The sequence below is a fragment of the Pantoea brenneri genome, from assembly GCF_038594305.1.
GTDB classification, from domain to species: domain Bacteria; phylum Pseudomonadota; class Gammaproteobacteria; order Enterobacterales; family Enterobacteriaceae; genus Pantoea; species Pantoea brenneri.
Genome location: NZ_JBCGBG010000001.1, coordinates 2,001,843 through 2,017,242 on the forward strand (window position 1 = coordinate 2,001,843; position 15,400 = coordinate 2,017,242).

General features: G+C 57.9%; 13 protein-coding genes. 6 read left to right on the forward strand and 7 right to left on the reverse strand.

The features are described 5' to 3' along the window. The first annotated feature begins 149 nt into the window (after positions 1-149). Positions 150-1,298: an iron-containing alcohol dehydrogenase gene (locus AABB92_RS09430; RefSeq protein WP_031377745.1), complete on the forward strand. Its 1,149-nt coding sequence runs from the start codon at positions 150-152 to the stop codon at positions 1,296-1,298. A gap of 65 nt (positions 1,299-1,363) precedes the next feature. Here AABB92_RS09430 and AABB92_RS09435 read toward each other — a convergent pair whose 3' ends face one another. The 3 genes from AABB92_RS09435 to AABB92_RS09445 form a co-directional block, all read right to left on the reverse strand. Then, entirely contained in the window at positions 1,364-2,200 is an 837-nt protein-coding gene (locus tag AABB92_RS09435; protein ID WP_031377744.1) for a Cof-type HAD-IIB family hydrolase, read from the reverse strand. A gap of 188 nt (positions 2,201-2,388) precedes the next feature. Beyond that, positions 2,389-2,838, reverse strand: a complete 450-nt coding sequence (locus AABB92_RS09440; RefSeq protein ID WP_031377743.1) for an RcnB family protein — start codon at positions 2,836-2,838, stop codon at positions 2,389-2,391. 677 nt (positions 2,839-3,515) lie between these two features. Then, positions 3,516-4,613: an ABC transporter substrate-binding protein gene (locus tag AABB92_RS09445; protein WP_031377742.1), complete on the reverse strand. Its 1,098-nt coding sequence runs from the start codon at positions 4,611-4,613 to the stop codon at positions 3,516-3,518. A gap of 112 nt (positions 4,614-4,725) precedes the next feature. Here AABB92_RS09445 and AABB92_RS09450 point away from each other — a divergent pair, with 112 nt between their 5' ends. Beyond that, positions 4,726-5,241, forward strand: a complete 516-nt coding sequence (locus tag AABB92_RS09450; RefSeq protein WP_031377741.1) for a 2-thiouracil desulfurase family protein — start codon at positions 4,726-4,728, stop codon at positions 5,239-5,241. 5 nt (positions 5,242-5,246) lie between these two features. Here AABB92_RS09450 and AABB92_RS09455 read toward each other — a convergent pair whose 3' ends face one another. Further along, positions 5,247-6,536: an HAAAP family serine/threonine permease gene (locus AABB92_RS09455; RefSeq protein WP_031377740.1), complete on the reverse strand. Its 1,290-nt coding sequence runs from the start codon at positions 6,534-6,536 to the stop codon at positions 5,247-5,249. 377 nt (positions 6,537-6,913) lie between these two features. Here AABB92_RS09455 and AABB92_RS09460 point away from each other — a divergent pair, with 377 nt between their 5' ends. Next, on the forward strand, positions 6,914-7,459 hold the full coding sequence (locus AABB92_RS09460) for a hypothetical protein (RefSeq protein ID WP_031377739.1): 546 nt from the start codon (positions 6,914-6,916) through the stop codon (positions 7,457-7,459). A 216-nt stretch (positions 7,460-7,675) separates the two neighbouring features. Continuing rightward, on the forward strand, positions 7,676-8,869 hold the full coding sequence (locus tag AABB92_RS09465; RefSeq protein ID WP_031377738.1) for a zinc-dependent alcohol dehydrogenase: 1,194 nt from the start codon (positions 7,676-7,678) through the stop codon (positions 8,867-8,869). A 50-nt stretch (positions 8,870-8,919) separates the two neighbouring features. On the opposite strand, the gene AABB92_RS09470 is transcribed toward AABB92_RS09465, so the two are convergent. Together AABB92_RS09470 and AABB92_RS09475 are read right to left on the reverse strand one after the other, a co-directional pair. After that, positions 8,920-9,132 carry a hypothetical protein gene (locus AABB92_RS09470; protein ID WP_031377737.1) on the reverse strand — a complete coding sequence of 71 codons (213 nt, stop codon included), beginning with the start codon at positions 9,130-9,132 and terminating at the stop codon, positions 8,920-8,922. Positions 9,133-9,305: 173 nt separating this feature from the next. After that, entirely contained in the window at positions 9,306-9,782 is a 477-nt protein-coding gene (locus AABB92_RS09475) for a DUF2938 domain-containing protein (RefSeq protein WP_031377736.1), read from the reverse strand. A gap of 73 nt (positions 9,783-9,855) precedes the next feature. On the opposite strand from AABB92_RS09475, the gene AABB92_RS09480 reads away from it, so the two are divergent. Next, positions 9,856-10,299: a helix-turn-helix domain-containing protein gene (locus tag AABB92_RS09480; RefSeq protein WP_046288464.1), complete on the forward strand. Its 444-nt coding sequence runs from the start codon at positions 9,856-9,858 to the stop codon at positions 10,297-10,299. Between the two features lie 14 nt (positions 10,300-10,313). Here the strand turns inward: AABB92_RS09480 and AABB92_RS09485 are convergent, their stop codons facing one another. Beyond that, positions 10,314-11,006: a DUF421 domain-containing protein gene (locus tag AABB92_RS09485; protein ID WP_031377734.1), complete on the reverse strand. Its 693-nt coding sequence runs from the start codon at positions 11,004-11,006 to the stop codon at positions 10,314-10,316. 611 nt (positions 11,007-11,617) lie between these two features. Here AABB92_RS09485 and AABB92_RS09490 point away from each other — a divergent pair. Next, complete coding sequence (locus AABB92_RS09490) at positions 11,618-15,388, forward strand: NAD(P)-binding protein (RefSeq protein WP_046288465.1); 3,771 nt, start codon at positions 11,618-11,620, stop codon at positions 15,386-15,388. Positions 15,389-15,400: the final 12 nt, after the last annotated feature.

Genomic DNA, 15,400 nt, shown 5'->3' on the forward strand with positions numbered 1-15,400 from the left:
CGCAGGAAAGCACCACCCCGCCGCCAGTGAATTTCTGTTTTGCGAAGGTGATCAACTTTTTGCCGCGGCGTTATCAGAAAGTTTGCCAGCGCTGGCGGCGCGCTTTTCGTTACACTCTGATTTTAGCGAAAATGTAAAAGGATGCGCTGGTGAGTGAGAATCTGAGTGAGCTGTACAGTAATCAACGAACCCTGTTCGGACGCGGCAGTCTTGATAAGCTGGTGCCGCTGCTGGCTGCGCAGTCTCAGCCTACCCTGCTGTTTTGTGGACAATCGTTTTTACAGAGCGCGGCCTATGACCGCCTGAAAGCGGAGCTTAACCGTCAGATTATTGGCTATGAGATTGTCAGCCATGAAGCTTCGCCTGCTGACATTGACGGCTGGGTCGCGCGCTGGCGCGGCCATGTGGACCGGGTGGTGGCAATTGGCGGCGGCAGCGTACTGGATGCGGCCAAAGCTTTCAGTGCCATGATGCAACATCCGCTGCCGACCGCGCGTTATCTGGAAAAAGTCGGCGACACGCCGGTCCAGCCGGTGACGCTGCCGCTGATCGCCATCCCGACCACCGCCGGTACCGGCAGTGAAGTAACGCAAAATGCGGTGGTCACCGACCAGCACGATATCCAGGTGAAAGCCTCGCTGCGCCATGTGGTGTTTGTGCCGCAGGTGGCAATTCTCGACCCGGACCTGCTGAAGGGGGCGCCCGACCCGGTACTGGCGACCTGTGGCATTGATGCCTTTACCCATCTGTTTGAAGCCTGGCTCTCCAGCAAGGGCAATCTGTTTACCCGCCAGCTGGCGCTGACCGGCTTACGCCAGTTTGTTCAGGCCTGGCCCAACCTCAACCGACAGGATGCCGACGGCGACCGGGCGCGTGAAGCGATGATGATGGCGTCATGGCTGGGCGGCGTCAGTCTCAGCAGCGCCGGACTGGGAGTGATCCACGGTATTGCCGGCGAGCTGGGAGCAATAAAACCGTTTCACCATGGCGAAGTGTGCGGACGCCTGCTGTTTCCGTTCCTCGACCAGCTGGCTGACAGCACGCATCCGCAGCAGCGTGCGTTGATGGATGAGCTGCATCCGCAGCTTTTCAGCGAACCGACCGATTCGCCGGCCAGCTTCCTCAAGCAGTGGCTGCAGCAGCAGGCGATTACCCCGTTCTGGCGCGGTGGGCCCGGCCTGACCGCCGACGAGGTGGAGTGGATACTGGCACGTGCTAATAGCAAAAATTCGCTGGTGAACTACAGTCGCGAACAGATGCACGCCATGCTTACACAGGCGTGGACCCTGACCCACTGATCCACGCGACGTCGCTGGCCTTGCCCGGCCGCGCCGGGCATATCCGACCGCGCCGGGTCGCGACCTTAATCCGCCGGAGCGGCGAACGGTCCCTCGCCTGCCAGCATCTGCTCAATCACCTGCAGTACCCCCTGCTGATTATTGGTCGGGGCCAGATAGCGGGCAGCCTGCTTTACCCGCTCCGGCGCATTGCCCATGGCAAAGCTGAAGCCTGACTGTTTCAGCATCTCCAGATCGTTACCGCCATCGCCAAACGCCAGCACCTGGTGGTGGCCGATGCCCCAACGCTGTGCCAGTAAGTCCAGGCCATGAGCTTTATGGTTGCCCGGCACAATCAGATCAACAGAACCATGTCCGCTGGAGGTCGCTGCGACTTTGCCCTGATGCAGCCGTTCGATATCGGCCATCAGCGGTTCGATGTAGTCATCCGACAGATTAAGCGCGAACTTAAACAGCCGGTCATCCTGGGTCTCCTCCAGGCTGCGAATCGGCCTGAGCCGGTGACAGTAGTGCCGCATCTTAACCAGCCACGTCTCTTCCATGCCCTCAAAGTAATAAGCGCTGTTACGCCCACACAACAGATAACGCAGGCCGGGATAGTGACCGTTTTGCAGCGTGTCGATCACCGCCCCGACATCGTGACGGTCAAAAGCGCCGCAAAACAGCTCTTCATCCCGATCGATAATCCACGCGCCGTTCTCCGCCACAAAGGCGATGTCGCTGGCGATCTGCGGGAAGAAGGATTTGAGCTGGTAGTACTGGTTGCCGCTGGCAACGACAAATTTAATCTCACGGGCGGTGAGCTGCTGATAGCAGTCGAGAAAGCGGGATCGATTGTACTGCTTCTGGTCATCCAGAAAGGTGCCATCCATATCTACCGCAACCATCTTAACCGTCGTCATCATGACTCCTTACATGCCGGGGTTCTGTGAGTGGACTGTCAGAATAGCCGCTGACGCGGCAAAACGGAAAGTGTAACGGAAGGCCAGGGCCAACCGCTGGACGCCCTTCCCTGGGCGAAGTGGGGTGCAGCATGTTCGATGGACGGGTGTCGTTGCGTGACTTTTGCTACGCGCTTTTCGTTACGTAATTAGTTCAGCGCGCTGCTCAGAATCAGCGAGGTAATCACGCCCGTGGCAGCAGCGATCAGCACATAGTTGCCGTCGATGTAGGCCCAGTGTTCGCCACGCGGCGGTTCACGTAAACCCCGGTCATGCCAGTCGTTGATGCGGTAACGATCGCCACGATATTCTGCCGGAATCGGATGGCCGCGACGGAAATCGTGGCCGTTCCAGGCGAAATGATCGCGATCGGCACGCGGGCCATCGTTATGCCGGCCATTATTGCCGCGGTTGTCGTGTCCTTTATCGCGGTCGTGTCCCTTGTCGCGGTCGTGGCCGCGATTGTCAGCGTGCGATTGATCGCCTTGCTGCCATCGCTGACCGTGCCCGTCGCCCGGACCATCCGCCAGTGCGGTGTAAGAAAAAAGCGTGCTGCATGCAAAAAGTGAAGCGATAACGGTTAAGGTTGTTTTTTTCATGGTACTGCCTCCGAAGATAACGGTTATTCAGGCACCGTTGAGCATCATAGTGGCAATAATCTGGCGGGTCAGCATCAGTAAAAGTCTTAAAAACCGGTAACTTACATACTATTACGCTTGCTTAGCGCTTTCTTAACACTGGCCCGATTTCTCTCCATATTCTGGCTCTGAGCTGGCTAACGCTGTATTAACTGGCAAACAGCGGATATCCGGCGCGGCTCGGGCTTCCTTGAGAATATTCTTAATTCATCGCCCTGTGACAAATTGGATCGTTATTTAACGCGCGCGATCAAACTGAAGCGGGAATCAGGCCAGCTGGCTAACGCCATATATAAAAAAAACCGATCGAAAGCGATCGGTAATTAACACGCCACACCAGCAGATGAGGTGAAACCCTTAATAAAATCAAGCAAAAACCAGAGCACGCAACACCACATCACCAGTGCTGCCCGTCAAACATAGCATTGTCTGGCTATTTTTATCGTGATGATAAATCCTGTTTTGCAGAATATTATTTACATTCCTCGCTACTTTTTAAATTAATCTTTCGGCAGGCGAAAAAGTCTGGAATAAGGACAAACGTCTGGCAGAGAGGATGGTGGAAATAGATCGCAATGCTGACCGGTTCAGGCCCACTGATAAGCAGGGCACTCACCGGTGCCCTGCAGCGTGCAGCGTCAGGGAGTACTCAGCACGATCGGCGCGTCGGGTAAGCGGGTAAAGTGGCTCACGATATGATGATAATCCGCGGTCGGATCGAGATCGCTGAAGGTCTGCGGATAGAGATCTTTCGCCAGGATCTCCATGCCAATAATGTTATACGGATGGTTATAAAAATGATGATACACACCGTAAACCCGCTGTTGTTTCACCGGGGCGATCTGCGCCAGCCCGGTACGGGACAGCAACCGGCTGAAGGTGGTATTAATCTCTGGCTGGCTGGCCGCGTAACCAAACGGCAGTACGTTGCTGTTGGGCCGTTTTGAGCCGGTCATGATGTAGACATCCGGCTTCATGGCGATGATTTTTTCCAGTGAGACGAAACCGGAACTGCCTGGCAGCAGCGCTGAGCCGATATTTTTGCCGCCCACCGCTTCCACCAGTGCACCCCAGCCGTTATGACCGTGAGTGAAGCAACAGTTATCGCTGTTACCGGCTATCGGCTCGATAAACACCGTCGGCTTGTGCTGCACCTGCGCCACGCCCTGCTGAATCCGCTGCCAGCGCTGCTGATAAAAATCGGTATAGGCTTTGGCCTCGGCTTCGCGGTTCAGCACTTTACCGAGCAGGGTGATGCCCGGCACCGTGTTCTGCTTCGGCTGCAGCTCATCGTCGAGGAACAGCACCGGAATATGCAGATTTTTTAACGTTGCCAGCACGCCCGATTGGGTCAGCGCCGGTTTAGCACGCAGCTGAGCAATCATCAGATCGGGCTGTTTCGCCAGCACGCTCTCCAGATCAACCTGCCCCTGATCGTTAAAGCCCATGTCAACGATGGAAGAAGCCTGCGGCCAGCGCTGCTTCAGCAGATCCCAGGTCTGGGTATCCTGCTTTTTGGGCAGGTTATTCCACGCCACCACCCGCTGGAACGGATTTTGTCGGTCCAGCAAGGCCAGCGCCAGAATGTCGCGTCCATCCTGCAAAATCACATGCTGCGGCTCTTTTTGCAGCGTAATGGTTTGCCCATCAAGATCGGTCACCGTGACCGGATACGTAGTGGCCGCGCAGGCGGTTGACAACAAAATTGTGGTGGCAGCAAGCAGCCTGGTTTTCATTTTTCAGCACCCGGTTAAGGAATAATAATTATTCGCGTTAACTCTAACATGCTAATAAGTAACAAAAGTAAACCATTGCTGAATAGATACGTCAGCCCGGAGGCCGCTGAGCATGCAGAAGCGCGGTGAGAAGATATTGATTAGCGCCTGCCTGATGGGCTTTCGGGTGCGCTACAACGGCAGTGACAAAAAGCAGGTGCTGGCCGCGCTGACGCAGTGGCAGCGCGAGCAGCGGCTGGTGCTGCACTGCCCTGAGCTTGCTGCCGGTTTACCCACTCCGCGCCTGCCGGCTGAGACTGTCGGCGGCAGCGGTGCCGATGTGCTGGCGGGACGGGCCAGGGTAGTGGAATCAGACGGACGGGATATGACGCAGACTTATCTGCTCGCCGCGTGGCTGGCACTCGAGACCGCGCAGCAGCAAGGATGCCGCTTTGCCCTGCTCAGCGATGGCAGCCCGACCTGTGGCAGTCAGGCCATATACGACGGCAGCTTCAGCGGCCAGCGTCAACCCGGTGCGGGTGTCGCCGCCGCCCTGTTACGCCAGCACAACATTGCGGTGTACGCTGAACAGCAGGCGGGCGAACTGCTGGCCCACCTCAACCGGATTGCGCCGCGGCTACCCGGTTAAACCGCTCAGTGCGCCAGTGAGTAGAAGATGGCAGAGATGGCGATCAGGCCGGTCAGCACCACAAACAGGTTACTGATTTTGCCACTGTACTGACGCATCGCCGGGACTTTCTGAATCGCGTACATCGGCATCAGGAACAGGATCATCGCAATCACCGGGCCACCGAGCGTCTCAATCATCTCGAGAATATTGGGATCGAGGGTCGCCACCAGCCAGGTAGTCAGCAACATAAACAGTGAGGTCAGGCGGTTCAGCCGGGCGGGCGCGATCTGTTTGCCGCGGCTGCGCAGCGCCTTATTTACCATGCCGTTAAAGCCTTCACGCGCGCCAAGATAGTGCCCGAGGAACGATTTGGTGATCGCCACAATCGCAATTATCGGGCCAAGCCAGGCGATGACCGGCACCTGAAAGTGGTTAGCCAGATAGGAAAGAATGGTGATGTTCTGCGCCTTGGCCGCGTGCAGGTCGGCGGGCGACAGGCTCAGCACGCAGCTGAAGACAAAAAACATCACCGTCACCACCATCAGCAGATGGGCACAGGCCAGAATACGGGAACACTTTTTCTCTGCCGCCTCGCCATACTCTTCACGCTTCGCCACGGCAAACGACGAGATGATCGGCGAGTGATTGAAGGAGAAGACCATCACCGGGATCGCCAGCCACAGCGTCATCCATAAACCGTTGCCGCCAGGCGCAGCGCTGTTCAGCGTGGTCAGCGCGGCGCCGTGCCAGTGCGGGATCAGATAGCAGGCCATCAGCATCAATACCGCCACAAAAGGATAAACCAGCACGCTCATCGCTTTGACGATCATCTGCTCACCAAAACGCACAATCATCATCAGGCCGACAATCAGCAACAGCGACAGCAGGATGCGCGGTGGCGGCACCAGTCCCAGCTGATTGACCATCAGGCTCTCAACCGTGTTGGTAATGGCAACGCTGTACATCAGCAGAATCGGGTAGATGGCAAAGAAGTAGAGCAGCGTAATCAGCTTACCGGCGCCGGTGCCAAAATGCTCTTCGACCACGTCGGTGATGTCGCCCGCCGGATTTTTTCCGGAGAGCACAAAGCGCGTCAGGGCGCGGTGCGCAAAGAAGGTCAGCGGAAAAGCCAGTATCGCCATAATGATCAGCGGGATCAGTCCACCCACGCCGGCATTAATCGGCAGAAACAGTACGCCGGCACCAATCGCGGTGCCGTATAAGCCCAGCATCCATAGGGTATCGGTTTTACGCCATGCCGTATCGACGTCACTTTCAAGCGCGCCCAGCGTGCCTGTTTGCGTGGTTTTCATCTGCCCTTCCCGTTTAAAAGCCGCCAGTCATCTAACTGCCAGAGCAGAAAGCGCCAGCTTGCCGCGTCCGCTCCGGGCCAGACATCACTGCGTCAGCTTGTTTGCCAGGATGGCTTCCTGACCCGCTGACGCACAGGTAATCGATTGCGTGCGCCTCTTTTTACACTACCTGACGATAAAAGTTCAAGTTATGCTGATTAATGCGCATAAATCGCTGAAAAAACCGTCAGGTTGTGCGCCACGTCACTGCCCGATAATGCCACTTTTACGCCGCTTTTACCGCACTGACGTCGCCGGGCGGCGCGATGAGTGAGCCTGCCGGGCTACGCTTTGGCTATGCTTGAGGCATCGGCTGACACACGACACAGGAGAACAGAATGAAAATTGCCTGCCTTGGATGGGGATCGCTGATTTGGAAATCGGGTGCGTTGCCGGTGGCCAGCCCCTGGCATTGTGATGGCCCGCGGGTGCCGATTGAATTTGTCCGCATCAGTGAAGGCGGTGAACTGGCAACGGCCATCTGCCTCAATGCCACACCGGTACCGGTGTTGTGGGCCTGGCTGAATACCGCCTCACTGGAGACCGCCTGTCGCGCGCTGCGTGAGCGGGAAGGCATTCCGGACAGCCGGGAGGATGGGCTGGGCATTCTGACGGTCACCGACACGTCGGCGGGACCGCTGGCGGACTGGGCGCGTGCCAGAGGCATTGAAGGCCTGATCTGGACCGCATTACCCGCCTGCATGGCGGGCGTTGAAGGCCGTATTCCTGCCCTTGATGAGGCAGTGGCATACCTGCAGCGGCTGGAGGGTGACACGCGTGAACATGCGCGTCGCTACATTGAACAGGTGCCGGCCCAAATCGACACCGCTTACCGACGGGCATTTGCCGCCCTGCCCGGCTGGCAGCGTATCATTCCGGACTGATCGGCCATCTCGCGGCGCAATCTGTCACCTTATCAACCAGGCTGGTCCGTTTCATCTGAGCCTGCCGCTCTGCTTACTGCCTGCAGGCTGGCTACACTTCAGGCAGGTTTCGGTTTCAGGTTTCAGGTTTCAGGTTTCAGGTTTCCTGAATCTCTCCGCTTTGTCGCCGCGTGCCAGCACATGGCCACAGTCCACTAATCCGCAGGAGTGCAACAGATGAAAGCATTAACCTATCACGGTCCGCATAAAGTCAGCGTTGATAACGTGCCCGATCCGGGACTTGAAGCCGCCGATGACATCATTTTGCGCGTCACCGCCACCGCCATTTGTGGCTCCGACCTGCACCTCTATCGCGGCAAGATCCCCGGTACCGGCCATGGCGATATTTTCGGTCATGAGTTTATGGGTGAAGTGGTGGAAACAGGCAGCGCCGTCACGGCCGTCGCCAAAGGCGATCGGGTGGTGATCCCGTTTGTTATCGCCTGTGGCGACTGTTTCTTCTGCCATCTGCATCAGTACGCTGCCTGCGAAACCACCAACAGCGGTCGGGGCGCCATTCTCAATCGTAAAAACATCACCCCGCCCGCAGCGCTGTTTGGTTTCAGCAAACTGTATGGCGGCGTGCCGGGCGGACAGGCGGAATATGTCCGGGTGCCGAAAGCCAATACCGGCCCGTTCAAAGTGCCGACACTGTTGTCGGATGAGAAAGTGCTGTTCCTCTCCGATATCCTGCCTACCGCGTGGCAGGCGGTTAAAAATGCCGAAGTTAAACCGGGCTCCAGCGTGGCGATTTTTGGTGCCGGTCCGGTGGGATTACTCAGCGCCGCCTGTGCCCGCCTGGAAGGTGCCGAACAGATCTACATGATCGACCATAACGACTATCGCCTGAACTTTGCCCGCGATCGCTACGGGGTGATTCCGATCAACTTCGATCAGATCAACGACCCGGCCGGCTGGATCATCGAGCACAGCGAAGGCCACCGTGGCGTTGATGCGGTGATTGATGCGGTCGGGTTTGAGGCCAAAGGCAGCCTGACGGAAACCGTGCTCAGCAATCTCAAGCTGGAAGGCAGCAGCGGAAAGGCACTGCGTCAGTGTATTGCGGCGGTGCGTCGTGGCGGGATCGTCAGCGTGCCGGGTGTCTACGCTGGCTTTATTCACGGCTTCCTGTTCGGCGATGCGTTTGATAAAGGACTGACCTTTAAGATGGGCCAGACCCACGTTCACGCCTACCTGCCGGACCTGCTTAAACTGATCGAACAGGGTCACCTTAAGCCGGAAGAGATTGTTACCCATCATCTGCCGCTGGAAGACGCCGCCCGGGGTTATGAGATTTTTGAGAAGCGACAGGAAGAGTGCCGCAAAGTGATTCTGGTGCCCGGCATGACGGCCACCCAGGCCACACTGTAATCTGTACGCCTCGGCGCACCGGCTGCTTTCTCCGCCGGTTGCGCCGGACGCTACATCCGCCACGGCTTGCATTGCAGGCTGACCCGCCGCTCCGGCCGCTCCTGCAGATGTTCATCCGGGGTATCGGCGGTATCCGCCAGGCTCCCCTGCTCCAGTAACCGTGCGCTGTGTGAGTGAGGATGACTCTCGCTCATCAGCTGCTGTGAAAACGCGCCAAACGATAACAGCAAAAACAGTAACGCACTGGCCAGCCTGATGCGCATCGGTGACTCCTGCAGAGGGATGGAGGTCGCTATGCTGCCCGAATCTGTTTGATTTTCTGTCAGTGGCAGGCAAAGTTATGTGGTAACCGGAAACACCTCGCGACCGGTTTAACCGCCGTTCAACCACAGTAGATCCAGCAAAAACGTACCCTCAGCACCTGTTTCGCTGCGGTTCAGATCAGTGGCTGTAGCCCGACAGCGGCTAAATAAAGTCCCAGCCCATAAACCAGATGAGTCACAGCGCTATTCAGCCTGGCTTTGCCAGGCACGGGCGTCTTCGATGCGGCAATCCCCCACCCGAGGGCGGGTTGCATGATGAAAAAGGGAGCCATCAGGCTAAGAAGACCGCTTATCACTGCGCTTAATAGATCGGGATGTTCTGGCCACTGCTGGCCTCGCCATAACAGTGGAATAAAGGCAAAGGCCATTCCTGTGAGGTAGTGGACGGCCCATCCTGTAAAGGTTTCGCCTTTGACTGCAGGCGTATCGTGAATGGTGTGGTGAAAGTATCGTCCTTTACTCATCCACAGTATCCAGCGGCCAACGAGGGCGTAATTAAGGGAAGGTACCGCGAACAGGTAGCGTCGGGCCAGGCTCCAGCCATCCATAATCAGGGTCGCCAGCAGCCCGGTAAGCAGTATCTCAGTCACGTGAATTCTCCTGTGATAATCGTCAGATGGTATGCTGATTCAAAGGATGCAACGTGAAGTGAGGTTTAAGTCAATGATAAAAGAACTCGATATTGCTGATGTCGCCGATCGCAGCGGGCTTGCGCCTTCAGCGCTGCGTTTTTATGAAAAGAAGGGGCTGATCAAATCGATTGGCCGCAAAGGATTACGTCGGCAATACTGCGCCAGCGTGCTTGAAAAACTGGCGCTGATCACACTGGGCCGCAGCGCCGGTTTTACTCTGGATGAGATTGCCAGTCTGTTTGATGCACAGGGTAAACTCTCGCTGGATCGACTCTTGCTCATCGCTAAAGCCGACGAGATCGATAACACGATTCGTCAGTTGAAAAAGGTCCGTGATGGTTTGAGACACGTCGCGCACTGTCCTGCCAGCGATCACCTGCTATGCCCGAAATTTCAGAAAATTGTCCGGCGTATGCAATCCCGGTCAGATCGCACAACGGGTTATCACTCCAGTTCACCCGCAGCCCTGATCTGACCTGACACCCGCCGTCAGTGCAGGCGGCGGGTTTGCAGCGCAACCGACCAGCGCTGGCGCTGGCAACGCGGGCAGACCGCTTGCTGCTGACCGGCGATCTGCTGCGTCTGGCCGCAGTGGGTACAGGCATAGAGTCCGCTGTGCGGCACGGTATCGAAATCCTGGCGGTGTTCGGGCGGTAATACGCTTAAACCGGCACGCATCTCATCGTCGTTGTAAAAGTAGATGCTCAGCTGACCATCTACTTCCACCAGCGCCAGCCGGATCTGCCCCAGATGCTCTACCCCACTCTGTCGCAACTCCATGTAGAACTCATCTTCCGAAATGTTCAGATGATCGAGACTCTCCAGCACGTACAGCCCCTGTTTGATCAGCGTAATCACATCGCCCTGAATCAGACGTGAAAAGCGCGGGCTGCGCGCAGTCAGCATGGTGGTCAGCCGGTAGAGCGTCAGCAACACCACAAACACCATGATCACCGGCAACACCGGCACATCGTCATAGAAGGTGACATCACCTGAGGCGGACCCGAGCGTCAGAATGACCACCAGTTCGAACAGCGACAGCTGACGCACTCCGCGGCGACCCGAGACTTTCAAAAAGGTGAACACCACCAGATAAGCGATCAGCACCCGCGCTACCACCTCAAACAGAAAAGTGGCGGGTTGATCGTTGAGTAAGAAACGGTGCCAGTCGAATGAGAACATAAGCTGTGAAACATCCTGTCAGTCAAAAGGAGCCGCGATGCCGTGGCCGGTCGGTTAACCGCCTGCCGATCGAGGCCAGTGATAAATTAATCTTGCTGGTGGAAGATGAAAAGGCAAGCGAAGCAGCACCTTCCCCGGCCGCTGAGTCTGCCCGCTTTGCATCTCATGGAAAAGGTTCACAAAGCTTAAAATCGCCCGTTACCGGTGACGTTTCGCTTATCGTCTTACGCTAAATTTCAAAGCTTAAATTTTCCTGATTTATAATGGCTATATTCTGCCGCTGTGCTTTTTCTTTTTACATCAATACATTGCGAAGAACCTCGCCTTACCTATACTTTCCAGTAAGGCTTCCATAACCCTCAGTAACACGACGAGAAGCCAGCAGTTTTCCCGCCGATAGCGCTGCGTGTTGTTACCCGCTATCCCTCACTCGTCGTCAATGCGTCAGGCCCTGCTGCCTGCAACGCTGCGTCGGCTGATTCTGGCAAGGAGCGCCCGCCAGTGCAGAGTGGCCACACCGGCCAGTCTGTTTTACATACTGCCCCCCTCACCTGACCCGTTCTGCTACGGCTTGTCAGCGGGATAAGTGTTGCTGTTTTACGGGAGATGCCATGACCCCCTTTACCAGTTTCTGGCAGGCCGGCTATGAAGGTGCCGATCACATCAATCCTGCGGGCGTCGCGCTGTCGATGAACGACCTGAACCAGCATCAGGCGCGTGCGGCAGAGGATTATGCCGCGCTGGCACCGTTCGCTATCCGAACCGTGCGCGAAAGCGTCGGCTGGCGACTGTGCGAACGGGATGGCCGCTATGACTTTTCAACCGTCGCCGCCCGGATGCAGGCGGCCCAACAACAGGGCATCCAGCTAAGCTGGACCTTCTGCCATTACGGCTGGCCCGACGACCTGAGCCTGTTTGACCACGACTTTGTCAGCCGTTTCGCCGCCTTTTGCGGCGCGCTGGCGCGCTTTCTGGCTCCCTGGTATCACAGCGCGCCGGTCTATTCGCCGATGAATGAAATCTCTTTTCTCAGCTGGGGTATCTCGGTTGGCGTATTTGCCTGCGCCAGTTGCCCACAACCGGATTGCGCCGATGCCGCTAAACAGCAGCTGGTGCGGGCCACGCTGGCGGCCTGCGATGCGATCTGGCAGGCCGATCCGCGGGCGCGTCTGCTGCATTGCGATCCGCTGATCCATATCGTGCCCGATCCGGCCGATCCCGACAGCGTTCAGACCGCCGCGCTGATGCGTGAAACCCAGTATCAGGCGTGGGACATGCTGAGCGGCAGGCTGCATCCCGAACTCGGAGGTGCAGAACGTTATCTCGACCTGATCGGCGTGAATTACTACCACGATAATCAGTGGGAGCAGGGATCGAATCAGCGCCTCTATTGGCACCTTGGCGATCCCCGTCGAGCGCCGTTACATCAGCTGCTCCGGCAGGTGTATCAGCGCTATCAGCGCCCGCTGCTGCTGGCGGAAACCAGCCACGTCGGCAGCGGACGCGGTGCCTGGATCGGCCAGATTGGCGCCCAGGTCGCACAGGCGCTGCTGGCGGGCGTCGACCTGCTCGGCATCTGCCTCTATCCCATCCTTGATCGGCCTTTATGGGAGCAACCCACCTTCTGGACCCGCAGCGGCCTGTGGGATCTCGATTGGCTGGGACCCGATCCTTACGCCCGCCAGTTACAGCACCCTTACGCTGACGCTTTGCGCCAGGCGCAGCAATCCTTGCAACACATCCAACTATCACAACGGCATTGTCAGGAGTCCGCTATGAACAACCCACCAGTACTCATTGTTTTCAGCCATTTACGTTGGGGCTTTGTTTTTCAGCGTCCGCAGCAGTTGCTGACGCGCCTGGCGCAGCACTATCGGGTGCTGTTTGTCGAAGAGCCGGTCTGGCAGGCCGGGCCGCCAGGACTGCATCAGAGTCAGCCGGCCGCCAATATTACGGTGATCCAGCCGCATACCGATATTCAGGCTGCCGGGTTTCACGACAGCCAGATCGCCCCGCTGCAACTGCTGCTGGCTCCGCTGATGGACGAAGATCAACAACCGCTGGTGTGGTTTTATACGCCGATGGCGCTGCCGTTGCTGACGCCGTTTAATCCGGCGCTGGTAATTTACGACTGCATGGATGAGCTTTCTGCCTTTCACAATGCTCCGCGCCAGCTTCAGCAGCGCGAGTCAGCGCTGATGACCCGCGCCGATCTGGTGTTTACCGGCGGCTCCAGCCTGTATGAAGCCAAACGTGATAAACATCCGCAGGTGTACTGCTTCCCGAGCAGCGTGGATGCCGTCCATTTTGAGCAGGCGCGCGATCGCAGCAACCGCCATCCGTTGCAGGATTCGATTCCCGCCCGGCGTCTTGGCTACTATGGCGTGCTGGATGAGCGCATCGATCTGCCGCTGATCGCCGCGCTGGCTGACAGTCATCCCGACTGGCAGATTATTATGGTCGGCCCGGTGGTGAAAATAGATCCGGCCAGCCTGCCGCAGCGTGTCAATATTCACTGGCTCGGCCAGCAGCCTTATCAGGCGCTGCCGCAGTTCCTCGCGGGCTGGGATGTCTGCCTGATGCCGTTCGCGCTCAACGCCTCGACCCGCTACATTTCGCCGACCAAAGTGCTGGAGTATATGGCGGCGCAACTGCCGATTGTCAGTACCGCCATTACCGACGTCGCCCGCCACTATGCCGATGAGGTCGCCGTCGCCGGTGATCATCAGCAGTTTATCGCCGCCTGTGAACGGGCAATCGCCCTCAGCGCGGCCGACCGGCTGGCGCTGGCGGGAAACATGCAGGCAAAAGTCGCTGCCACCTCGTGGGACAGCACGGTGGAACAGGTACACGCGCTGATCCAGCAGGCGCTGACCCGCAAACAGACACTGACCACGGCCAGCCCGCCGCTGACCGAACCGCAGCAGGCTAACGTCAGCGCGTTAACCCCGGCGATGCTGGAGAGTGCCGCGGTGGAGTGCCTGATTATCGGTGCCGGGCCGACCGGCCTGAGCGCCGGTTATCACTACGGTAAAGGCGCGGTGCTGCTGGAAAAAAATGCCACACCTGGCGGCTGGTGCCGGTCGGTTGAGGATCAGGGATTCACCTTCGATTACGCCGGCCACATTATGTTTTCGCAGGACCCTTACGTCCTGCAGCTGTATCAGATGCTGCTGGGCGACAACCTGCACTGGCAGGCGCGTGAAGCCTGGGTCTATACCGACGGCGTCTTTACCCGCTATCCATTCCAGTCTGCGCTGCATGGTCTGCCGGTTGAGGTGGTGAAGGAGTGCGTGCTGGGGGCGATTGAAGCACGTTATGGCGAAAGCGCGCCCGTAGCCGTACCGCTGGAACGGGCACGTCAGCGGCGTGACTGCTGCGCCGACGGTGCGCTGCCTGATGAGGGCAACGGCGTTGGCGAGGTGCAGGATCAGGAAGATTTCCATCACTTTATCCTGCGCACCTGGGGCAAAGGCATCGCACGACACTTCGCCCTGCCCTACAACCAGAAGCTGTGGAAAGTGCCGCTGACCGATATGGAAACCTCGTGGCTGGGCGGACGGGTGCCGTTACCGGATCTGGCGCAGATTATTGATGGCGCGCTACAGCCGCTGGCGAAACCGGTTGGTCCGAATGCCCGCTTTGGCTATCCGCTGCGGGGCGGCTTCCAGGCATTGATGTCCGGTTTTCTGCCACATCTGAAGTGCCAGCTCGAGACCGGGGCGCGCTTAATCCGGCTTCATCCGCAGGCGCACGTCGCGCTGCTGGCCGACGGACGCCACTATCGCTATCAACAGCTGATCAGCACTATGCCGCTGCCGGAGCTGATTAAACTGATGGGTGATGAGGTACCGGACACGGTGCAGCAGGCGGCGGTGCAGCTGCAGTTTGTCTCAGTCCGCTGCGTCAATCTGGGGATCGGTCGCGCCGGGCTGACGGATAAACACTGGATTTACTATCCCGGCGATACCCTGTTTCATCGCATCTTCGTGCAGGGCAATGCCAGTCCGCACTGTAATCCGCCCGGCGGTTTCGGCTTAACCTGCGAGATCACCTACAATGCCGCTAACCCGCTGCCGCTGGAGGGCGAGGCGCTGATTGAGCGCTGCCGTCAGGACTGCATCCGGGTCGGGATGATTCGCGATGACGATCGGCTGCTGTGCGCGTCGCAGGTTGATATGCCCTACGCCTATGTAGTGTATGACCATGCACGCAGCCGTAACGTGGCGCTGATCCGGCAGTGGCTGCTGACGCAGGATATTCACTTATCCGGCCGATACAGCGAGTGGGAGTATTACAACTCTGACCACGCCTTTCTCGCCGGTAAACGCGCGGCTGAAAATGTCAGGATGCAGCATCTCAGCCAGCGCACGCGCGGTTAACCCCGGTCAGGC